This window comes from Mesorhizobium sp. CA7, from assembly GCF_020165015.1.
Lineage (GTDB): Bacteria > Pseudomonadota > Alphaproteobacteria > Rhizobiales > Rhizobiaceae > Mesorhizobium.
The window spans coordinates 116,230-137,489 of the sequence record NZ_JAIUHH010000004.1 but is presented as its reverse complement, the minus strand read 5'-3'; the positions used below and the strand labels follow the sequence as shown (position 1 = coordinate 137,489).

At 63.7% G+C, this 21,260-nt stretch carries 23 protein-coding genes; 14 read left to right on the top strand and 9 right to left on the bottom strand.

Going from position 1 to position 21,260, the window contains the following annotated elements; genetic code table 11:
- Window positions 1-64: 64 nt before the first annotated feature.
- Together LB552_RS10735 and LB552_RS10730 are read right to left on the bottom strand one after the other, a co-directional pair.
- The gene (locus tag LB552_RS10735; RefSeq protein WP_224605097.1) at window positions 65-532 is read right to left on the bottom strand and encodes a YbjN domain-containing protein; all 468 of its coding nucleotides are present in this window, start codon (window positions 530-532) and stop codon (window positions 65-67) included.
- 77 nt (window positions 533-609) lie between these two features.
- Window positions 610-1,149, bottom strand: a complete 540-nt coding sequence (locus tag LB552_RS10730; protein WP_095766761.1) for an invasion associated locus B family protein — start codon at window positions 1,147-1,149, stop codon at window positions 610-612.
- A 211-nt stretch (window positions 1,150-1,360) separates the two neighbouring features.
- Between LB552_RS10730 and coxB the strand changes: the two genes are divergently transcribed.
- From coxB to LB552_RS10670, 12 genes are all read left to right on the top strand, one after another.
- Window positions 1,361-2,362 carry a cytochrome c oxidase subunit II gene (coxB, locus tag LB552_RS10725; protein WP_411965842.1) on the top strand — a complete coding sequence of 334 codons (1,002 nt, stop codon included), beginning with the start codon at window positions 1,361-1,363 and terminating at the stop codon, window positions 2,360-2,362.
- A 38-nt stretch (window positions 2,363-2,400) separates the two neighbouring features.
- Window positions 2,401-4,050, top strand: coding sequence for a cytochrome c oxidase subunit I (gene ctaD / locus LB552_RS10720; RefSeq protein WP_095766763.1), 1,650 nt, complete (start codon window positions 2,401-2,403; stop codon window positions 4,048-4,050).
- A 76-nt stretch (window positions 4,051-4,126) separates the two neighbouring features.
- Window positions 4,127-5,071, top strand: a complete 945-nt coding sequence (locus LB552_RS10715) for a heme o synthase (protein WP_224605091.1) — start codon at window positions 4,127-4,129, stop codon at window positions 5,069-5,071.
- A complete protein-coding gene (locus LB552_RS10710; protein WP_140541531.1) occupies window positions 5,068-5,259 on the top strand; it encodes a hypothetical protein in 192 nt (63 codons plus the stop codon). The genes LB552_RS10715 and LB552_RS10710 overlap by 4 nt, the downstream gene beginning before the upstream one ends.
- Window positions 5,259-5,888 carry a cytochrome c oxidase assembly protein gene (locus LB552_RS10705; protein WP_095766766.1) on the top strand — a complete coding sequence of 210 codons (630 nt, stop codon included), beginning with the start codon at window positions 5,259-5,261 and terminating at the stop codon, window positions 5,886-5,888. Before LB552_RS10710 ends, LB552_RS10705 begins: the two co-directional genes overlap by 1 nt.
- 1 nt (window position 5,889) lies before the next feature.
- On the top strand, window positions 5,890-6,771 hold the full coding sequence (locus LB552_RS10700; RefSeq protein ID WP_224545856.1) for a cytochrome c oxidase subunit 3: 882 nt from the start codon (window positions 5,890-5,892) through the stop codon (window positions 6,769-6,771).
- 84 nt (window positions 6,772-6,855) lie between these two features.
- The gene (locus tag LB552_RS10695; protein ID WP_224605088.1) at window positions 6,856-7,242 is read left to right on the top strand and encodes a DUF983 domain-containing protein; all 387 of its coding nucleotides are present in this window, start codon (window positions 6,856-6,858) and stop codon (window positions 7,240-7,242) included.
- Window positions 7,239-7,994, top strand: a complete 756-nt coding sequence (locus tag LB552_RS10690; RefSeq protein WP_224605085.1) for an SURF1 family protein — start codon at window positions 7,239-7,241, stop codon at window positions 7,992-7,994. The genes LB552_RS10695 and LB552_RS10690 overlap by 4 nt, the downstream gene beginning before the upstream one ends.
- Before the next feature lie 137 nt (window positions 7,995-8,131).
- Window positions 8,132-9,136 carry a 4-hydroxy-3-methylbut-2-enyl diphosphate reductase gene (gene ispH / locus LB552_RS10685; protein WP_140541535.1) on the top strand — a complete coding sequence of 335 codons (1,005 nt, stop codon included), beginning with the start codon at window positions 8,132-8,134 and terminating at the stop codon, window positions 9,134-9,136.
- Between the two features lie 6 nt (window positions 9,137-9,142).
- Window positions 9,143-10,105 (top strand): homoserine kinase, encoded by a 963-nt coding sequence (locus LB552_RS10680; RefSeq protein WP_224605082.1) that lies wholly within the window; start codon window positions 9,143-9,145, stop codon window positions 10,103-10,105.
- On the top strand, window positions 10,102-10,632 hold the full coding sequence (rnhA, locus tag LB552_RS10675) for a ribonuclease HI (protein WP_224605079.1): 531 nt from the start codon (window positions 10,102-10,104) through the stop codon (window positions 10,630-10,632). The genes LB552_RS10680 and rnhA overlap by 4 nt, the downstream gene beginning before the upstream one ends.
- A 39-nt stretch (window positions 10,633-10,671) precedes the next feature.
- Window positions 10,672-11,265 (top strand): histidine phosphatase family protein, encoded by a 594-nt coding sequence (locus LB552_RS10670; protein WP_224545850.1) that lies wholly within the window; start codon window positions 10,672-10,674, stop codon window positions 11,263-11,265.
- Between the two features lie 3 nt (window positions 11,266-11,268).
- Here LB552_RS10670 and LB552_RS10665 read toward each other — a convergent pair whose 3' ends face one another.
- From LB552_RS10665 to LB552_RS10655, 3 genes are all read right to left on the bottom strand, one after another.
- Window positions 11,269-11,745 (bottom strand): DUF2938 domain-containing protein, encoded by a 477-nt coding sequence (locus LB552_RS10665; protein ID WP_224605076.1) that lies wholly within the window; start codon window positions 11,743-11,745, stop codon window positions 11,269-11,271.
- A gap of 91 nt (window positions 11,746-11,836) precedes the next feature.
- Window positions 11,837-12,319 carry a peroxiredoxin gene (locus tag LB552_RS10660; RefSeq protein WP_224605073.1) on the bottom strand — a complete coding sequence of 161 codons (483 nt, stop codon included), beginning with the start codon at window positions 12,317-12,319 and terminating at the stop codon, window positions 11,837-11,839.
- 139 nt (window positions 12,320-12,458) lie between these two features.
- Window positions 12,459-13,265, bottom strand: coding sequence for a protein-disulfide reductase DsbD domain-containing protein (locus tag LB552_RS10655; RefSeq protein ID WP_318012028.1), 807 nt, complete (start codon window positions 13,263-13,265; stop codon window positions 12,459-12,461).
- A gap of 125 nt (window positions 13,266-13,390) precedes the next feature.
- Between LB552_RS10655 and LB552_RS10650 the strand changes: the two genes are divergently transcribed.
- Window positions 13,391-13,999 (top strand): YqgE/AlgH family protein, encoded by a 609-nt coding sequence (locus LB552_RS10650; RefSeq protein WP_095767156.1) that lies wholly within the window; start codon window positions 13,391-13,393, stop codon window positions 13,997-13,999.
- Between the two features lie 159 nt (window positions 14,000-14,158).
- On the opposite strand, the gene LB552_RS10645 is transcribed toward LB552_RS10650, so the two are convergent.
- Genes LB552_RS10645 through thrC form a run of 4 tightly spaced genes read right to left on the bottom strand, consistent with a single transcriptional unit; the run spans window position 14,159 to window position 20,363 of the window.
- A complete protein-coding gene (locus LB552_RS10645) occupies window positions 14,159-17,044 on the bottom strand; it encodes an EAL domain-containing protein (protein ID WP_224605069.1) in 2,886 nt (961 codons plus the stop codon).
- A gap of 2 nt (window positions 17,045-17,046) precedes the next feature.
- The gene (locus LB552_RS10640) at window positions 17,047-17,643 is read right to left on the bottom strand and encodes a GNAT family N-acetyltransferase (protein WP_140541542.1); all 597 of its coding nucleotides are present in this window, start codon (window positions 17,641-17,643) and stop codon (window positions 17,047-17,049) included.
- Between the two features lie 15 nt (window positions 17,644-17,658).
- Entirely contained in the window at window positions 17,659-18,951 is a 1,293-nt protein-coding gene (locus LB552_RS10635; RefSeq protein WP_095766779.1) for a M16 family metallopeptidase, read from the bottom strand.
- A 14-nt stretch (window positions 18,952-18,965) separates the two neighbouring features.
- On the bottom strand, window positions 18,966-20,363 hold the full coding sequence (gene thrC, locus LB552_RS10630) for a threonine synthase (RefSeq protein ID WP_224605066.1): 1,398 nt from the start codon (window positions 20,361-20,363) through the stop codon (window positions 18,966-18,968).
- A 128-nt stretch (window positions 20,364-20,491) separates the two neighbouring features.
- Here thrC and LB552_RS10625 point away from each other — a divergent pair, with 128 nt between their 5' ends.
- The gene (locus LB552_RS10625; RefSeq protein ID WP_224605062.1) at window positions 20,492-21,229 is read left to right on the top strand and encodes a hypothetical protein; all 738 of its coding nucleotides are present in this window, start codon (window positions 20,492-20,494) and stop codon (window positions 21,227-21,229) included.
- Window positions 21,230-21,260: the final 31 nt, after the last annotated feature.

Below are 21,260 nucleotides of genomic sequence, written 5' to 3'. Positions count from 1 at the left end.
CATGTAGGCGCGAAGCCGTCGTCGCACAATCGCCAACTGGGTCAAGCCGACGATTGCGCCGCCATCACTTGCCGCTGACGAAATCCTTGATGTTGCCGGCCATCGCGTTCCAATTGGAAAACTGCTTCTCGAGATTGGCCCTGGTGATGCCGCCGGCAAAGCTGACATCCATCCTGAAATTCGAGCCGTCGCCCGAATAGGCCCTCACCCACCGGTATTTTGCGTTCCAGGCGTTGGCTTGGTCAGCGGTAAGCGGGTCGGCGTAGCCGGTCGCGAATTGCAGCGACTTGCAGTTCTCGTGGTCTTCGCAGCCGTAGAAATAGATCAGGTATTTAACGCCGTCGATCCGCCCCGAAATCATCGGATCGCCGTTGTCGTCCTTGCCCATCCTGGCGGAACCGAAGCCTTTGGCGATATCGAGGATCGCCGCCGGGTCGGGCCTCCGGAGGATTTCGGCGTCCTCGGCCCGGGCGACCGAAACCGCACCGGCCAGCGCCAGCCCAGCGATGAAAGCGGACAATGACGTGCGCATGGAGCCTCCTGCCGCCAAATCCGCATTCGCCATCCGACCTCAGCGTCGGAAATGGCCGCGGTGCATGGGCAAGAAGATCAAGGTAGGGCGGCGAAGCCGTCCGCAAAGCCCTTGAGATCGACCGGAATGCCGATGCCTTCCTCGGGCGTCTGGAACACGATGAAGGTGGCCGACGTGCCGCTCTTCAGCGTGTCGAGCAGCGGCTTTTCCAGAATCACCTCGGCGTAGCAGCCATCCTGGAAGCAGCGCACGAAATAGGCGCGGCCGATATCCTTGCCGTCGACATTGAGGCCAAGCCCGTTGGGCAGGAGCACGCCGAGCGGCGCCAGCACGCGCAGGATCTCGGCCTTGTTGTCGGCTGTGCGCAGCACCACGACCGAAAGCCCCATTTCAGGGCGGTCCTCGGCGACGACGTTCTGCATCATCACGCATTGTTCTGAGGTAGCACCTGCCGGCGTATCGCAGATGATCGACCACGCGCCATGCGTCGACTTCACCGTGCCGCTCGGCGGCTTGGCGTCGTTAGGCGAGGCGGGGGCGCCGACGGCTACGCCGACACCGAGCAAGGCGACGGCAAGGACGACCTTCGCCAGGGTTCTCGAAAGCCAGGAAGTCATAACGGCTCCATTGCGAATCACGGCACTTTAAGCCGCGCCGGGGCCAAGTAAAGGACGAGACCTCCGCCGGTCCGCCCCGATGCCGGCAATTGCATGCTTTTCCAAAGCAAATTCGCCCGAATTGCGACCGTCGCGCATATAGCATGGCGGGCGCCGAACGCAGCCTTCGGCTTGCGCGCAAAAATGCCGCACGGTTTCCTCCGCTCCTTTCTTGCGGAGGGAAATAGAGTATGGTTTGAACCAGCCTCGGGACAGCCCGGGATTCCCAATTCCGGTGTCGTCCGTTATTGGTGCGACCAGATCGCGGGAAGTGGGAGACGAGAGGGCGATGAGGAAATTCCTGGCAAGCGCTGAATTCTTGGCAGGTACGGCAGCTTCGGCCGTGCTCTTCTCCGGTGCGGCGGCTCGCGCCGACCAGCCGCGGGAATGGGAGATGACCTTCCAGGCGCCCGCGACCGACATGATGCGGCAGATCGAGCGGTTTGGGAACTACACCATGTGGTTCATCGTCCCGATCACCATCCTCGTGCTGGTGCTTCTGCTGGTCTGCATCGTTAGGTTCCGCGCAAGCGCCAATCCAGTGCCGTCCAGGACCAGCCACAACACGCTGATCGAGGTGATCTGGACCGTCGGGCCGGTGATCGTGCTTCTGCTCATCGCCATTCCCTCCTTCCAGCTGCTCACCGCTCAATACACGCCGCCGGAAGAAGCCAAGCTCACCGTCAAGGCGACCGGCAACCAGTGGAACTGGGATTACGAGTACCAGGTCGACAAGACCTTCTCCTTCAACTCGGCGGTTCTTCAGGATGCCGACCGGGCCAAGGCGGGCAAGGAAGATCGCGCCCGCTATCCGCGTCTGCTGGCGGTCGACAACGAGCTGGTCGTGCCGGTCAACACCATGACCCGCGTGCTGATCACCGCCACCGACGTCATCCACTCCTTCGCTGTGCCGTCCTTCGGCATCAAGATGGATGCCGTCCCCGGCCGCACCAACGAGACCTGGTTCAAGGCGGAGAAGGAAGGCCTCTACTACGGCCAGTGCTCGCAGCTCTGCGGCAAGGACCATGCCTTCATGCCGATCGCGGTGCGCGTGGTGTCCGATGCGCAGTTCAAGACCTGGCTGGATACGGCCAAGACCGACGTGCCCGCCGCCAACAAGGCGCTGATGGCCGAGATCGATGGTACCAACAAGGTAGCGGCCGCCGGCAACTGATGCCGCGGGTTAGCAAGATTTAGGGAACGGAGCGGAACATGGCAGAGGCTGCAGCTCACGATCACGGCGACCACAGGCCGCATGGCTGGGTCCGCTGGGTCTACTCGACCAACCACAAGGACATCGGCACGCTCTACCTGATCTTCGCGATCATGGCCGGCATCATCGGCGCCGCGCTCTCGGTCGCCATCCGCATGGAGCTGCAGGAGCCGGGCATCCAGATCTTCAGCGGCCTGGCGCAGATGGTCTACGGCATGCAGGGCGACGCCGCCATCGACGGCGGCAAGAGCATGTACAACGCCTTCGGCGCCGCGCACGGCCTGATCATGATCTTCTTCATGGTCATGCCGGCGCTCATCGGCGGCTTCGCCAACTGGATGGTGCCGATCATGATCGGCGCGCCGGACATGGCCTTCCCGCGCATGAACAACATTTCGTTCTGGCTGCTGCCGCCTGCCTTCATCCTGCTGCTCTCCTCGATGTTCGTGCCAAGCGCGCCAGGCGCCTTCGGCGTCGGCGGCGGCTGGACCATCTATCCGCCGCTCTCGACATCCGGCCAGCCCGGCCCGGCGATGGACCTGGCGATCCTGTCGATCCATATCGCCGGCGCGTCGTCGATCCTCGGCGCCATCAACTTCATCACCACCATCTTCAACATGCGCGCTCCCGGCATGACGCTGCACAAGATGCCGCTGTTTGCCTGGGCGGTGCTGATCACCGCCTTCCTGCTGCTTCTGTCGCTGCCGGTCCTGGCGGGCGCCATCACCATGCTGCTCACCGATCGCAATTTCGGCACCGCTTTCTTCGTGCCGGATCAGGGCGGTGACCCGATCCTCTTCCAGCATCTGTTCTGGTTCTTCGGCCATCCCGAGGTGTACATCCTGATCCTGCCGGGCTTCGGCATCATCAGCCATATCGTCTCGACCTTCTCGAAGAAGCCGGTGTTCGGCTATCTCGGCATGGCCTACGCCATGGTCGCGATCGGCGCCGTCGGCTTCATCGTCTGGGCGCACCACATGTACACGACCGGCCTGTCGCTCGACACGCAGCGTTACTTCGTGTTTGCCACCATGGTCATCGCGGTGCCGACCGGCGTGAAGATCTTCTCCTGGATCGCCACCATGTGGGGCGGCTCGATCTCCTTCAAGCCGCCAATGCTGTGGGCGCTGGGCTTCATCTTCCTGTTCACCATCGGTGGCGTCACCGGCGTTCAGCTGGCCAATGCCGGTCTCGACCGCTCGCTGCACGACACCTATTTCGTGATCGCCCACTTCCACTACGTGCTGTCGCTGGGCGCGGTGTTCGCCATCTTCGCCGGCTGGTACTACTGGTTCCCGAAGATGACCGGCTACATGTACTCGCCGGTTATCGCCAACACCCACTTCTGGGTGACCTTCGTCGGCGTCAACCTGATCTTCTTCCCGCAGCACTTCCTCGGCCTCGCCGGCATGCCGCGCCGCACCGTCGACTATCCGGACGCGTTCGCCGGCTGGAACATGGTTTCGTCCTACGGCTCCTACATCGCGGCCGTCGGCGTTGCGATCTTCCTCTACGGCGTGTTCGAGGCCTTCCAGAAGAAGCGCGTCGCCGGCGCCAACCCGTGGGGCGAGGGCGCCACCACGCTCGAATGGCAGCTGCCTTCGCCGCCGCCGTTCCACCAGTGGGAACAGCTGCCGAAGATCAGGTAGGCAGCGTCCCGACGCATACGAGGCCGCCGGCTTGCCCGGCGGTCTTGGCCAACGGAATGATGGACTTTAAGTACGCATGGCCCTTGCCGAAGACAGATTGATGGAGGAAGCGGGTTTTCGCATGTCGGAAGCGACCGCAGGCGATTTCTTCGCCCTCCTGAAGCCGCGTGTCATGTCGCTGGTCGTCTTCACGGCGTTTGTCGGCATGATCGCGGCGCCCGTCGCCATCAATCCGCTCATGGCGGTGATCGCTATCCTCGCAATCGCCATTGGCGCCGGTGCTTCCGGCGCGCTCAACATGTGGTACGACGCCGACATCGACGCCGTGATGACGAGGACCGCCGGCCGCCCGGTGCCGTCCGGTCGCGTCACCCCAGGCGAGGCGTTGAGCTTTGGCCTTGTGCTGTCGGTGCTATCGGTGATGACGCTCGGCGTGCTGGTCAACTGGCTGTCGGCATCGCTTCTCGCCTTCACCATCTTCTTCTACGCCGTCATCTACACCATGTGGCTGAAGCGCTGGACGCCGCAGAACATTGTCATCGGCGGCGCCGCCGGCGCCATCCCGCCGGTAATCGGCTGGGCCGCCGTGACCGGCTCGGTCAGCCTCGAAAGCGTGATCCTGTTCCTGATCATCTTCCTGTGGACGCCGCCGCATTTCTGGGCGCTGGCTCTCTTCAAATCCGACGACTACGCCCGCGCCGGCATCCCGATGATGCCGAACGTCGCCGGCCATGCCTCGACCCGTAGGCAGATCTTTGCCTATGCGCTGATCCTGGCGCCGGTCGGGGTGCTGCCCTGGGCGCTCGGCTACACCACGGCCGGCTACGGCGTCGTCTCGGCGGCCCTCGGCGCAGGCTTCGTCTGGTATGCCTGGAAAGTGCTTGCCATGGCCGACGACGATCGCGCGATGAAGCCGGCCAAGGCCCTGTTCGGCTATTCGCTGCTCTATCTCTTCGCTATCTTTGCCGCCTATCTCGTCGATTGCGTGGTCGGGCGCGCCCTCATGATGGGGGGAGCATGATCGTGGCTGACAAGAAACTCGAACTGGTCACGCTGACCGAACGCCAGCAGAAGGCCCGCCGCAACCGCTCCATCGCCATCGGTCTTGCGCTGGCAGCGCTGGTCGTCGTCTTCTATGCCGCCACCATCGTGCGCTTCGGTCACAGCGGAGCCAGCATCACCGGCTCCGGCCTGCTGGGAGGCGGCTGATGGGCGGCGAGGCCAGCAGCAAGCCCCGCAAGGTGAACAACGGCATCGTCGCCGCCGTCTGCCTCGCCTTCTTCACCGGCATGGTCGGCATGGCCTATGCGGCGGTGCCGCTCTACAAGATGTTCTGCCAGGTCACCGGCTATGGCGGGACCACGCAGCGCGCCGAGAAGCAATATGCCGGCCGCGTGCTCGACCGCGATATCACCATCCGCTTCGATGCCAACACCAACGGCATTCCATGGCAGTTCGAGCCTGTCGCCCGCTCGGTGACGATCAAGATCGGCGCGACGGCGCAGGCGCATTACAGCGCCACCAACAAGTTCGACCGCACCATTACCGGCCGCGCCTCGTTCAACGTGCAGCCGGAAATGGCCGGCGCCTATTTCAACAAGGTGGAGTGCTTCTGCTTCACCGACACGACGCTGAAACCCGGCGAGACGCTGGACATGCCGGTCGTGTTCTATGTCGATCCAGACATCGTCAACGTGCCGGAACTCAAGGACTTGAAGACCATCACCCTGTCCTACACGATGTTCCCGGTCGAAAACAAACAGCCGGTCGCCTCCTCGGCGCCGGCCGCTGGCAGCAGCAACAAAGTTCCAGATTCCGACGCAAGCCTCGGGGGTTGATATGGCAGACGCGCACGCAAAACCACAACACGACTACCATCTCGTCAACCCGAGCCCCTGGCCTTTCCTGGGCTCGATCGGCGCGCTGGTCACCGCCATCGGCGGCGTCTGCCTGATGCAGTATCTGAAGGGCGGCAACTTCCCGGTCTTCGGCCACAACATCGCCAATCCGTGGCTGTTTTTCATCGGGATGATCATCGTGCTCTACACGATGTTCGCCTGGTGGTCGGACACCATCAAGGAAGCGCATGAGGGTCACCACACGCGCGTCGTTTCGCTGCACCTGCGCTATGGCATGATCATGTTCATCGCCTCCGAGGTGATGTTCTTCGTCGCCTGGTTCTGGGCCTTCTTCGACGCAAGTCTCTTCCCCGGCGAGGCGAACCAGTATGCCCGCACCGCCTTCACCGGCGGCGTGTGGCCGCCGAAGGGGCTTGAAGTCCTCGATCCCTTCCATTTGCCGCTCTACAACACCATCATCCTGCTTCTGTCGGGCACGACGGTGACCTGGGCGCACCACGCGCTTCTGCATGGCGACCGCAAGGGCCTGATCAACGGCCTGGTGCTGACCGTCGGCCTCGGCATGCTGTTCACCATGGTGCAGGCCTACGAGTACATGCACGCTCCGTTCGGCTTCAGGGATTCGATCTACGGCGCCACCTTCTTCATGGCGACCGGCTTCCACGGCTTCCACGTCATCATCGGCACCATCTTCCTGCTGGTCTGCCTGATCCGCGCGTGGCGCGGCGACTTCACCCCGAAGCAGCATTTCGGCTTCGAGGCGGCCGCCTGGTACTGGCACTTCGTCGACGTGGTCTGGCTGTTCCTGTTCAGCGCCATCTATGTCTGGGCCTCCAACGGCGCACTGATCGAAGGCCATTAAACCGACTGGTTTAGGAATCCCAAGGGGCGGCTGCGGCGACGTGGCCGCCTTATTCTTTGGGGCAAAAAGGTCTAGGGTGGGAACATGAGCGAAGACAAGGCGATCTGGCCACCTATCGATCCGATCTCGGCCGGCCTGCATGGCCACTGTCCGCGCTGCGGCGAAGGCAAGCTGTTCTCGGGTTTCCTCACCGTCGGCAAGCGCTGCTATAATTGCGGACTCGACTATTCCTTCGCCGATGCGGGCGACGGGCCGGCCGTGTTCGTCATCCTGATCATCGGCTTCGTCGTCGTTGGCCTCGCATTGTGGATGGAGGTGACGTTCAGTCCGCCGCTCTGGCTGCACTTTATGTTGTGGATACCGCTCGCCCTGGTGCTGTGCCTGACGGCGCTGCGCCTCATCAAGGGCGTGCTGATCACCTTGCAGTACTCCAAGAAGGCTGCTGAAGGCAGGCTGGATTCCAACGAATGAGCGAGACGACCGATTTGGTTGGCGGCCCTTCGCGGCAGCGCACAGCGTTGCTGCTTGGCCTCGGCCTTGTTCTGTTCGCCGTCTTGATCGGGCTCGGCACCTGGCAGGTCCAGCGCCTGCACTGGAAGGAAGGCCTGCTCGCGACCATTGACAAGCGCACCCATTCCGCACCGCTGGCTCTGGCGGACGTCGAGAAGGAGTTCGCCGCCTCCCACGATGTCGACTACACGCCCGTGACGGTAACAGGCACTTTCTTGCATCAGGGCGAGCGGCACTTCTTTTCCACTTGGCAAGGCGACAGCGGCTTCAACGTCTACACGCCCCTGCAGCTCGAGGACGGCCGCTTCGTGCTCGTCAACCGCGGCTTCGTTCCATATGACCTCAAGGATCCCTCCAAGCGCCGGCAGGGCGAAGTCGCCGGCAAGGTGACGGTGACCGGACTCGCCCGCAATCCGCTGCCTGCAAAGCCGTCGATGATGCTTCCCGACAATGACGTCGCCAAGAACATCTTCTATTGGAAGGACCGCGACGTCATGGCGGCGACCGCCGGTCTGCCTGCCGGGTTCGTGCTGGTGCCGTTCTTCGTCGATGCCGACAAGACGCCGAATCCTGGCGGCCTGCCGGTCGGTGGCGTCACCATCATCGACCTGCCGAACAACCATTTGCAATATGCCGTCACGTGGTACGGGCTGGCCGTCGCCCTTGCAGCCGTGCTGATCCTGAGGTTGCGCCGCCCGGCGAAGGAGCAGTGAGCGTCCTCGCTCTTGACAGGGCAGGGGTGCGCACATCATTTCGCCTAATCAAACAGATAGAGCATGATGTCGTCCGAAAACCGCTTCACACTTTTCGGCATCATGTTCTTGGTTCCGACTGAATCGGCCTTGCATTCATGACCCAGAAAAAGCCACCGCTGACGATCAGGCTCTGCCAGCCGCGCGGCTTCTGCGCCGGTGTCGACCGCGCCATCCAGATCGTCGTGCTGGCGCTGAAGAAATATGGCGCGCCGGTCTATGTCCGCCACGAGATCGTGCACAACCGCTACGTCGTCGAAGGGCTGCAGAGCCTGGGCGCCGTCTTCATCGAGGAACTGTCCGAGATTCCGCCGGAGCATCGCCAGTCGCCCGTGGTCTTTTCCGCGCATGGCGTGCCGAAATCGGTGCCGGCGGACGCGCAGGCGCGCAATCTCTTTTACCTCGACGCCACGTGCCCGCTCGTCTCCAAGGTGCACAAGCAGGCGATGCGCCACCAGCGTCTCGGTCGCCACGTACTCCTGATCGGCCATGCCGGCCACCCGGAGGTGATCGGCACGATGGGACAATTGCCGGAAGGCGCGGTGACACTGATCGAGACCGAGGCCGACGCCGCGCGTTTCGTGCCCGTCGACGCTTCGGCGCTGGGCTTCGTCACCCAGACGACCTTGTCGGTCGAGGACACCGCCGGCATCATCCGGGCGCTCCAGGAGCGGTTTCCCGAACTGCATGCGGCCGCGGCCGAATCGATCTGCTACGCCACCACAAACCGCCAGGAAGCGGTGAAGGAGACAGCGGCCGGCGCCGATCTTTTCCTTATCGTCGGCGCTCCCAATTCGTCCAATTCGCGTCGCCTTGTCGAAGTGGCGGAGCGCGCCGGCGCCACAATGTCGCTTCTCGTGCAGCGCGCCGCTGAAATTCCGTGGGATGAGATCGCCGGGATCAGGACGCTCGGCCTGTCGGCCGGCGCCTCGGCGCCGGAAATCATCGTCGACGAGATCATCGACGCGTTCCGGCAACGCTTCGACGTCACCATCGATCTGGCCGTCACGGCCACGGAAACGGAGGATTTTCCGGTGATGCGGGTTTTGCGCGATGTCGAACTGACGGCGGCCGACATGGCCTTCGTCAATGGAGCGGCGTGAAACCGGATGGCCGTCTACACCGACGTCAACGAAGGCGAGCTGACCGCATTCCTCAAGGCCTATCCGGTGGGTGAGCTGCTCTCCTACAAAGGCATCGCCGAAGGCACCGAGAATTCCAATTTCCTGGTCCACGCCTCGACCGGCTCCTACATCCTGACGCTCTACGAGAAGCGGGTCGACAAGGCCGACCTGCCGTTCTTTCTCGGCCTGATGGGCCATCTCGCCAGGAAAGGCATTTCCTGCCCGCTGCCGGTCACCGCGCATGACGGCAGCGTCATCGGCACGCTGGCCGGCCGGCCCGCCGTCATCATCACCTTCCTCGAAGGCCTGTCGCTCAGGCGGCCGACGGCCGCGCATTGCGGCGAAGTCGGCAAGGCGCTCGCCGGCCTGCATCTCGCCGGCCAGGATTTTCAGATGCGAAGGCCGAATGCGCTGGCGATCGACGGCTGGCGCAAGCTCTGGGCGGCCTCGCGCGAGCGCGCCGACGAGGTCGAGCCCGGCTTGGCGGCCGAGGTCGATGCCGATTTCGCCGATTTCGAGCGCAATTGGCCCACCGGCCTCCCTAAGGGCATCATCCATGCCGATCTGTTCCCGGACAACGTCTTCTTCCTCGGCGAGAAGCTTTCGGGACTGATCGACTTCTATTTCGCCTGCGACGACCTCTACGCCTATGATGTCGCCACCTGCCTCAACGCCTGGTGCTTCGAGAAGGATTTTTCCTTCAACCTGACCAAGGGGGCGGCGCTGCTGGCCGGCTACCAGTCGGTGCGGCCGCTTCAGGGCGACGAGAAGGCGGCGCTGCCGATGCTGGCGCGCGGCTCGGCGCTGCGCTTCATGCTGACCCGCCTCTATGACTGGCTGACCATTCCGGATGGCGGGCTGGTGATGAAGCGCGATCCGACCGAATATATCCGCCGCATGCGCTTCCATCGCGCCATCAAGTCGCCATCCGAATACGGGCTGACATGAACAAGCAGATCGAGATCTTCACCGACGGCGCCTGCTCGGGCAATCCCGGGCCGGGCGGCTGGGGCGCAGTGCTTCGCTACAACGGCGTCACCAAGGAGCTGTCCGGCGGCGAGGCCGAGACCACCAACAACCGCATGGAGCTGCTGGCCGCCATCACCGCGCTCAACGCGCTGAAGGAGCCTTGCGCGGTCGACCTCTACACCGACAGCAAATACGTCATGGACGGCATCTCCAAATGGATCCACGGCTGGAAGAAGAACGGCTGGAAGACCGGCGACAGGAAGCCGGTCAAGAATGGCGAGCTCTGGCAGGCGCTCGATGAGGCCAACCGGCGTCACAAGGTCGTCTGGCACTGGGTTAAGGGCCATGCCGGCCACCCGGAGAACGAGCGCGCTGACGAACTGGCCCGGCAGGGCATGGCGCCGTTCAAGAAGGCCCCGGTGAAGCCTGTTTTGGCGGCGCAGCCCGCAGCGCAGCCGAAGCGGCCGGCGGTTGCGAAGGCGCGACGCTCGACCCAGAGCTACTGATCGGCCATCGAGCCCGCATCTGATCGGAGAAAGTTTGCCTTGCCGATCGCCTATTACATTACCCATCCGCAGGTTCGGATCGACGCCAACATTCCGGTGCCGGAATGGGGGCTGTCTGACATCGGCCGGGCAAGGGCTGTTGCGATGCTCGATCAGCCCTGGATCGGCTCGATTGGGCGCATCGTGTCGTCCGCTGAACGCAAGGCGGTCGAAACTGCGAAAATCCTGGCGAAGCACCTTCATCTTGAGGTCGAGGTGCGGGAGCGGATGCACGAGAACGACCGGTCGGCGACGGGCTTCCTGCCGCCGCCGGAATTCGAAGCGGTTGCCGACGAGTTCTTCGCCAGGCCGCATGACAGCATCCGCGGATGGGAAAGGGCGATAGACGCACAGCAGCGCATCATGGACGAAGTCGACGCCGTGCTTGGCACCGGCCTCACCGGCAACTTGGCTTTCATTGGCCATGGAGGCGTGGGGACACTTCTGCTGCTTCTGCTCGATTCCCGCCAAATCAGTCGTGTCGCGGATCAGCCGGCGGGCGGCGGCAATTACTTCGCCTATGACATTGAGGCTCGCCGCATCCTGCACGGCTGGCGCCCCATCGACGAACTGGCGCCGCATAGCGGCATTTGATCGTCAGCGGATCAGCAGCGCCGTCGAGAACATGCCGAGCGCGAACACCGTGTGCGCCAGGAGGTTGAGCGCGCGCACCTTCATCGGATTGGGAAGCTTGGACGCCGCCCAGCCGGCGCCCATGCCCGGCGCCAGGAGGAACCAGCCGGCCCCAACCGTGACGATGCCGAGGATGAAGGCCGGCAGGAATGTCGGTGCCGCCAGCCAGCCCGCGCCGGCGAGCACGACAAGGATCACGCCGTAGAGAATGCCGACGAGGTAGTGGAATGCCCAGCCGAGCGCCTTTTCATGCGCATAAGGTGCCGCCTTGCCGATATCGTCGTGAAAAACCCTCTTCGGCAGATGCCGCACCCAGCGTCCGACCATGCCCCAGTTGGGCAATGGCAGGCCGAACGCCTTGTTGAGGAGGATCGCCCAGACATCCATGAATACTGTGGCGCCGATGCCGATCGCCACTGCGCGCCAGACGGTGTCAAACATCAGAGCATGATCCTGAACCGAAGGTCAGCGAACGCAAGAAGTGGAACTGGTTTTCGGACAAGATCATGGGGCCAACGAAACCTGACCTGATCTAGAGCTGCTCGAGGATTTTTGCCGCGCCACTCTCGTCGACGCCCGGCTTGGTCTCGACATTGAGCGCCACGACCTTGCCGTCGTCGACGATCATTGAAAAGCGCTTCGAACGCAGGCCCATGCCGGCCCCGGAAAGATCGTTGTCGAGTCCCACCGATTTGGCGAAATCGCCGCTGCCGTCGGCGAGATAGAGGATCTTGCCTTCGCCGCCGGTGAACCGCGCCCAAGCGCCCATGACATGCACGTCGTTGACCGAGACGAGGGCGATCGTGTCGACGCCGCGGGCCAGGATGGCGTCATGATTCTCCAGATAACCAGGCAGGTGGTTGTTGCTGCAGGTCGGCGTGAAGGCGCCGGGAACGCCGAACAGCACGACTTTCTTGCCGGCGAAGATCTCATCGCCGGTGATCGACTTTGCGCCGTCCGCGGTCATGGTCTTGAAGGTCGCTTCGGGCAGTTTTTCGCCAACCGCAATGGTCATGGGGTGCCTCGCTTGGGGGATGGGAAGGATCGATGCCTTCGATATCGGACTGCGCGGGCTCCGGCAACTCTTCAGAGCAATTCCAGGAAAAGTGTGCAGCGGTTTTCCGTCCGGAATTGCGGCTCAGAAAGACCCTGGATCAAGGGAAAGGCAGCAGCCCGTCCACCGAACCTTCGGCACTGGTCAGCGTGTAATACAGCCCGCCATCGGTCGGCGCCGCCGACGGCCGGTCGAGGATCGGCACGGTGAAGACGAGCTTGCCATCCTTCTGACTGCGCACCGGCGCGCCGAACATGTAGTCGCGCTCGCCGGCGATGAAGAGATCGACGGATTGCGGATCGCCGGGCGACTGCGCCTGGACGACAAGGGTCTCATGGTCGCTGGACAGCACGCTGATGCCGAAATCGGACCGGGCCGGGGAGGGCAGCGTCGCAAGTGCGGTTTTCACCAGAGCCGCGTCGGTCGCGTTATCGGGGTCGGACCCGGGATCGACGCTGAGCCGGGTCTGCACTGGAATGCAGATCGTCTCGCAGATGCCGAGGAAGATATTGGCATCGATGGTCGCCGGCTGGTCGGGCGAAGACAGCGTGAACGTCACCGGCAGCGACACCGGACGATCGTAGCCGGCCCATTTGCCATAGCCGTCGTCATGCCGCTGCGGCGGCGGGAACGACAATTGCGCGTCGGCGACATTGGTGCTGCCCGATATGTCGAGTTGCGGCGGCACGCCGGCGTCGCCTGGATCGCGCCAATAGGTTTTCCAGCCGGGCTTCAACGCGATGTCGAGCACGCCGTGGATCTTGCCGACCTGGTCGGGCTTGCCGGTGGTCACCAGCCGAACCTTGCCGCCTTCACTGTTGTACCAGTTCGAGGAGGAGGCCTCAGCCGGTAGGCTTGTAGCCCACCCGAAAACGACGCCGAGAACCAGTAATTTCATGTATCGCATGCGGTGATTTGACCGTCCGTTCTTGGCCGCGCAATGACTTCATCGCTCTCCCGGTATCATATTTGCGTGACATCGGGGACTGGCACCATCTTTTCGGCGCTGCCGAAACGCGTTACGCTGAGGCCATGGACTTGCTGCGCCACAAGAAGTCGGCCGCCGGACGCGGTTTCCTCGACGATCAGTTCCTGATTGCCATGCCCGGCATGAAGGACGACCGTTTCGCGCGCTCCGTCATCTACATCTGCGCCCATAGCGACGAGGGCGCGATGGGACTGATCATCAATCAGACGCAGCAGATGCTGTTTCCGGACCTGCTTGTGCAACTCGGCATCATGAACGAGCAGGAAGCGATCCGCCTGCCGGCGCATACGCGCGATTTCGTCGTGCGCAACGGCGGGCCCGTCGATCGCAGCCGCGGCTTCGTGCTGCATTCGGGCGACTATCGCGTGGAATCCTCGCTCAACGTCTCCGACGATATCTGCCTGACGGCAACCGTCGATATTCTGCGCGCCATCTCGACCGGCCGCGGCCCGCGCCATGCCCTCATGGCGCTCGGCTATTCCGGCTGGGGCGCCGGCCAGCTCGAAACGGAGATCTCCGAGAATGGCTGGCTCACCTGTCCGGCGACGCCGGAGCTTCTCTTCGACACCGATATCGAGCGCAAATACGACCGTATCCTTGCCTCGATCGGCATCGACCTCGCCCATCTGAGCGCCGCCGCCGGGCACGCTTAGCCTACCCGAGCAGACGCAGAGGCCGTTTCGAAACTCGCTCATGCCAGCCATATGGTGGTGATTTCGAGAACCGGAGCGGAGCGTGCTTAACGCACGTGAGCACCGGAAGCGCAGAAAGCGCATCCAGATGGCCGCAGGAGCAGAGTTTCCAAACGGCCTCTAAGCCTGGGTCAGCGGATACTGCTCCCTCAGCGTCTTCAGCACCTGGTCGCCGGGCATCGGCGCGCCGAACATGAAGCTCTGCACATATTCGCAGCCCATCTGGCGCAGCTCCAGCGCGTCGCTTTCATCCGAAATGCCTTCCGCCACGACCGAAAGCCCCAGCTCATGCGCCATGTTGACCATCGATTTGAGCAGCACGGCACGCTTCGGCGTGGCGTCGTCGACGAAGCTCTTGTCGATCTTGATGGTGTCGAAGGGGAAGCGCGTCAGGTAGGAGAGCGAGGAATAGCCGGTGCCGAAATCGTCGAGCGACAATCCGATGCCGAGCTGCTTCAGCTTGGTCAGCACATGCGCGGTCTGCTCGGGATTGTCCATCACCAGGGACTCGGTGAGCTCCAGCCGGAAGCAGCGCGGTTTCAGATTGGCGCGCGCTATGACCGAGCGGACGTCGCTGACCAGGTCGCGGCGGATGAGCTGGCGGCTGGACAGGTTGACCGACACCGACAGCGGCGCGTCGCCGATCTGCTTCTGCCAGGTCGCGAGGTCCTCGGCCGCCTGCTGCATGGCGAACAGGCCGAGCTGCACGATCAGCCCGCAATTCTCGGCGACCGGAATGAAGTCCCCCGGCGGGATCATGCCGCGGCGCGGATGGTCCCAGCGCAGCAGCGCCTCGAAGCCGGCGACGCTGCCATCCTCCAGCCGCACGATCGGCTGGTAGGCAAGCGTGAACTCGCGCCGCTCGATAGCGCGGCGAAGGTCGGATTCGAACTGCAGCCGGTCGGTGCCGACGGTGCGGAAGGCGGGACGGAAGGGCTCGATCCTGTCGCCGCCGAAACGCTTGGCCTGGTGCATGGCAAGCTCGGCGTCCTTGACCATGTCCTCGGCCGAAGTCTGCGCCGTCGTCCAGGTGATCAGGCCGATCGATGCGGTGAGCACGATTTCTCGCTTGGCGAAGGTGATCGGATTGTTGATCGCGTGCTTGATGGCGTCCGCCATGGCAGCGATGCGGGCCGGGTCCTGTTCCGAAAGCAGCATCAGCGCGAACTGGTCGCCGGCAAAGCGCGACAGCGAATCCTTCGGCTTGAGCAGCCGGTGCAGCCGGCGCGCGACAGTGAGCAGAATGGTGTCGCCGGCGGAGATGCCAAGGCCGTCATTGACCTGCTTGAAGCGATCGATGTCGATGATGAAGACCGTCGGGCGCACCTTCTCCTCGGTGCGGGCGATCGAGATGATCGCTTCCAGCCGGTTCATGAACAATTCGCGGTTCGGCAGGCCGGTCAAATTGTCATGCACGGCGTCGTGCAGCAGCCTTTCCTCGGATTTCTTCTGCTCGGTGACGTCGATCATGGTGCCGACGCAGCGGATCACCTCGCCGTCGGAGCCGATCACCGGGCGGGCGCGCAGCGAGAACCAATGGTAATGGCCGTCGGCGCCGCGCAGGCGGAAGTTCTGCGCTACCTTGCCGCGCCTATGCTCCAGCACCACGTCGAGCGTGGTGCGGAATGTGTCGCGGTCGTCGGCATGCAGCACCGGCAGCCAGTTGCGGGCCGCACCCCCAAGGCTGTTGGGCGCAAGGCCGAGCTGCAGGCTGATGTCGGGCTTGGTCACCACCCGGTCGCGCAGCACGTCCCAATCCCAGACGATGTCGCCCGAGCCGGCGACGGCGAGCGCCTGCCGCTCCAGGTCGGAGAACAGGCCCTGATGCAGCGCGCCGCCGGCAAAGGCGTGCTGCATGACCGTGAAGCCGATCAAGAGGATGATCAGGATCAGCCCGCCGCCCAGCGCCGGCTGGGCGATGTCGTTGTCCAGCATGCCGGTGATCGCCATCCACGATCCGCATAGCCATAGCAACACCATCACCCAGCTCGGCACCAGCATGATCGCGCGGTCATAGCCGCGGATGCCGAGGAAGATGATGAGGCCGAGGCCCGTTAGCGCGGTGGCGGCGAACGAGATGCGGGCAACGCCGGCGGCGACCGCCGGATCGACGATGGCCACCCCCGCGATCAACAAGAGCCCGAGGATCCAGACCAGCGCGCCGTAGCTGAAATGACCATGCCACCGGTTGAGGTTGAGATAGGCGAACAGGAACACCACGAAGGTTCCGGCCAAGGCCACCTCCGTGCCGGCCCGCCAGATCTGCTCGTTGCCGGGCGATATCTCGATGATCTTGTTGAGGAAGCCGAAGTCGACGCAGATATAGGCCAGCACCGCCCAGGCGAGCGCCGCGGTCGCCGGGAACATCGAGGTTCCCTTGACCACGAACAGGATCGTCAGGAACAGCGCAAGAAGGCCCGAAATGCCGATGACGATGCCGCGGAACAGCGTGTAGGAGTTGACCGAGTCCTTGTAGGAATCCGGCTCCCAGAGATAGACCTGCGGCAGTTTCGGCGAGGCGAGCTCGGCGATGAAGGTCACCACCGTTCCGGGGTTCAGCGTCACCCGGAACACGTCGGCGTCGGGGCTTGTCTGGCGGTCGAGCGCGAAGCCCTCGCTGGGCGTGATGGCGGCGATGCGCGTCGAGCCGAGGTCGGGCCAGAAGATGCCGGAATTCACCAGGCGGAAATGCGGCGCGACGATCAGCCGGTCGAGCTGCTGGTCGGTGGTGTTGGCGAGCGCGAAGACGGCCCAGTCGCCGCTCGAGCGCGCGTCATTGGCTTCCACCTCGATGCGCCGCACGATGCCGTCGGGGCCGGGCGCCGTCGAGACCTGGAAATTCTCACCCTGGTTCCGGTAGATTTCCACGGCGCGCGACAGGTCCAGCGCCTTGTCGTCGCGCGCGATCTTGATCGGCTCGACGGCAAAAGCCGGCATGGCCGAAAAAAGCGTGACGACCGTCATGATGAGGGCGAACAGCGACGCTAATCGCGGAAAATTCGTCACAATCAGCCCTTCGTTCCATCGCCCGGCGGATCGTCCGCGATCCGGGCGTAGAGGTAGTGATCCTGCCAGATGCCGTTGATCCTGAGATAGGATCGCAGAAGTCCTTCGCGCCGGAATCCGGCTTTTTCAAGCACACGGATCGACCGGGCATTTTCGGGAATACAGGCAGCTTCGATCCGGTGCAACCGCAGCGTATCGAAGGCGAAGCGCGACACCAGCTTGACCGCTTCTGTCATCATGCCGCGGCCGCCGAAGCGTTCACCGATCCAGTAGCCGATATGGCCGCTCTGCGCGACGCCGTGGCGGATGTTGCCGAGCGTGATGCCGCCGGCGAGCTTGCCGCTCGATTTTTCGAAGATGAAGAAGGCGATGGCCGTGCCCTGGGCATAATCCTCGCGGTAGCGGCTGATGCGCAGGCGCCAGGCATTGCGGTCGAGCTCGTCCGGCTGCCAGCGCGGCTCCCAGGGTTCGAGGAAGGCGCGGCTTTCGCCGCGCACCGCCGACCATTCGCGATAGTCGTTGGTCAAGGGCACGCGCAGCGTGACCTTGTCGCCCTTCAGTGCCGGCAGGTCGCGGCGAAAGAAAGGGAGCGCGAACACGGTTTTGGTCGAAGATCAGACGGCGAGCCGGCGGGCCGTCGTCTGCGGGCCCGCAAGCGATTCGAGGATCGCCTCGTAAGGCGCCAGCGTGCCCACGGGACCGACCGCGGTAAGCGTCGGCTTAGTCGAGAACAGCCGCGAGGAGAGATCGGTCAGCCGCTCGACGGTCAGCGCCGAAAGCCGCTCCATCAATTCCTCTTTGGCGATCGGTCGTCCGAACAACAGCAGTTGCCGGGCAATCTGCGAGGCGCGGCTCGCTGGACTTTCGGCCGACATGATCAGGCCGGCGCGATATTGCGCCCGCGCCCGGTCGAGCTCGTCCTGCTGGATGCTCTCGCCGGCCTTCTGCAATTCGCCGATGATCACCGGCACCAGCTTGGCGATGTCGCTCTGCCCGGTGGCGGCGTGCACGCCGAAGATGCCGGTGTCGGAAAAACCCCAGTGGAAGGCATAGACCGAGTAGCAGAGGCCGCGCTTCTCGCGCACCTCCTGGAACAGCCGCGACGACATGCCGCCGCCCAGGATCATCGACAGCACCTGCGAGGCGTAGAAATCGCGCACATGATAGGCGCGGCCTTCGAAGCCGAGCACGATCTGCGCATCCATCAGGTCGCGGTCCTCGCGGAAGTCGCCGCCGACATATTGCGCATATTGCGGGATATTGCCCGCCGCCTTGGCACGGAAGCCGCCAAGCCGCTTCTCGACCTCGCGCACGAAATTGTCGTGCTTGACGTCGCCGGCGGCCACGACGACCATCCGCTCCGCGTCATATTGGCGCTCGATGAAGCTGTGCAGCTGTTTGGAAGTGAAGGATTTGACCGTCTCCGGCGTGCCGAGGATCGAGCGGCCGATGGTCTGATGACGGAAAGCCGTTTCGGTGAAGCGGTCGAAGACGATGTCGTCGGGCGTGTCGTGCGCGGCGCCGATCTCCTGCAGGATCACATGCTGCTCGCGCTCCAGCTCGTCGGGATCGAATTCGGATTCCTGCAGGATATCGGCCAGGATATCGACCGCCAGCGGCACGTCGTCGGAAAGCACCCTGGCGTAGTAGGAGGTCGTCTCGACGCTGGTGGCGGCGTTGATCTCGCCGCCGACATTCTCGATTTCCGAGGCGATCTCGAAGGCGCTGCGGCGCTTCGTGCCCTTGAACGCCATGTGCTCGAGCAGATGAGCCATGCCATGCTCTTCGTCGCGCTCGTTGCGGGCGCCTGACTTGACCCAGACACCAAGGGCAACCGATTCGATGCTTGGAAGGGTTTCGGTGGCGACTGTCAGGCCGTTCGACAGACGGCTTACCTCAACACCCATATGGCAAGTACTCCCTAACGCGCCGCCCGCGAGTGGCGGTCCACGTAATCTTCCACCATTTTCAAGTCGGATGGAAGTATCGTGTATTTTTCGTCGGCTGTCATCAAGCCGCCTAACCATGCGGGCAGGGCAGGGGTGATGCCGCTCGCGGCCTCGACCGCCGCCGGGAATTTCGCCGGATGCGCGGTGCCGAGCACCACCATGGGCACCGCGCCGGAGTCCTGGGCGGCGGCGACACGGACGGCGGCGGCCGTATGCGGATCGAGCAGGTAGTTGCTCGCCTCGAGCGTCGCGCGGATGGTGGCGGCGACCTCGTCGACGCTAGCGCGGCCGGCGTCGAATTCGGCCCGGATGCGCTTGAGCTCGCCCTCCTCGATGGTGAAGGCGCCCGACTGCTTCAGGCCGTTCATATAGCGCCGCACGGTCTCGGCATTGCGGCCTGCGGCCTCGAACAGCAGCCGCTCGAAATTCGACGACACCTGGATGTCCATCGACGGCGAGGTCGTGGCGAACACGCCCTTGGTGCGGTATTCGCCGCTCGCCAGCGTCCGCGCCAGGATGTCGTTGTCGTTGGTGGCGATAATCAGCCGCTCGATCGGCAGGCCCATGCGCTTGGCGGCGTAGCCGGCGAAAATATCGCCGAAATTGCCCGTCGGCACGGTGAAGGAGACCGGCCTGTCGGGCGCACCGAGCGACAGGGCCGACGAGAAGTAATAGACGATCTGGGCCATGATGCGGGCCCAGTTGATCGAATTCACACCCGACAGCGACACCCTGTCGCGAAAGGCGTGGTCGTTGAACATGTCCTTAACCAGGCCCTGGCAGTCGTCGAAATTGCCTTCGACCGACAGCGCATGGACGTTTGCCGCGCTCGACGTCGTCATCTGGCGCTGCTGCACCGGCGATACCTTGCCGTGCGGGAACAGGATGAAGATGTCGGTGCGGTCGCGGCCGGCGAACGCATCGATCGCGGCACCCCCGGTGTCGCCCGAGGTCGCGCCGACGATGGTGGCGCGTTTGCCCCGTTCCGAAAGCACATGATCCATCAGCCGCGCCAGCAACTGCATCGCCACGTCCTTGAAGGCCAGCGTCGGGCCGTGGAACAGCTCGAGGATGAAGGTGTTTTTCCCGGTCTGCACCAGCGGGCAGACGGCCTCGTGCCGGAAAGTCGCATAGGCCTCGCGCACCAGCCGCTCGAAGACGGGCGCCGCGATCTCGCCGCCGAGGAACGGCGTCAGCACGCGGATGGCAAGGTCCGGATAGGCAAGGCCGCGCATGGCGCGGATGTCGGCGGCCGAAAACTGTGGCCACTCGCGCGGCACGTAGAGCCCGCCGTCGCGCGCCAGGCCGGCCAGCACAGCGTCGGAAAATCCAAGCGCGGGCGCATCCCCGCGGGTACTCACATATTGCATCGTCAAAGGCCCATTGCTGCCGGTCGCGTCATCCACGGCAATTGGTTAATTTTCCGAGCCCGCTCAGTCGCATTTTTGCCGCGCGGTTGCTATACGTCACCGGCTTTGTGAGAGGGAAGTGCAGTTTCATGGCGTTTTATTCGGTCAACCGTCGTTTTGTCGCGGGTCTGGCGCTCACCGGCTTTATGCTTGCCGCCGCCGGCTGCCAATCGAGCGACAATGGTATTCTTAACTTTGGTCTAACCAAGAAGGATCCCGTCGCGCCGCCGCCGCCGCAGGATCCCAAGATCCTTGCCAGCCAGCTGCGAGCCTATTGTCCGAAGGTGACGCTGCGCGACGGCACTGCCTATTTCAACACCTATGCCAAGGGCACGACGGCGAAGCCCAAGAAAAAGAAGGTTGACGCCGCGGCCGAGGCCGAGGCAGCCGCCGCGGCCGCACAGACCGGACCCAACGGCCAGCCGATCGATCCCGCTCACGATCCGTCGAAGATTATCTATCAGGCGTCGATCACCGACGTGACGCGCGATTGCACCCATGCCAACGGCCAGATGTCGATGAAGATAGCCGTCGCCGGCAAGATCGTGCCGGGGCCGATGTTCGCGCCCGGCACCGTCACCATGCCGATCCGCATCGCGGTTCAGCATGGCGACGAGGTGCTTTATTCGCAGCTGCATCCGTACCAGGTGCAGGTTACCGACCCATCGGCCGCTACCCAATTCGTCTTCGTCAACAGCAATGTCGTGGTGCCGGAGCCGACCGCGCGCGACTACCAGGCCTATGCCGGCTATGACGAGAACACGCCGGTCGCTTCGGCGGACAAGCCGAAAGGCAAGAGGAAGAAGCGCGCTCCGGCGACCAACTGAGCAAGGGCAGGAAACAACGACGGCGTCTCGC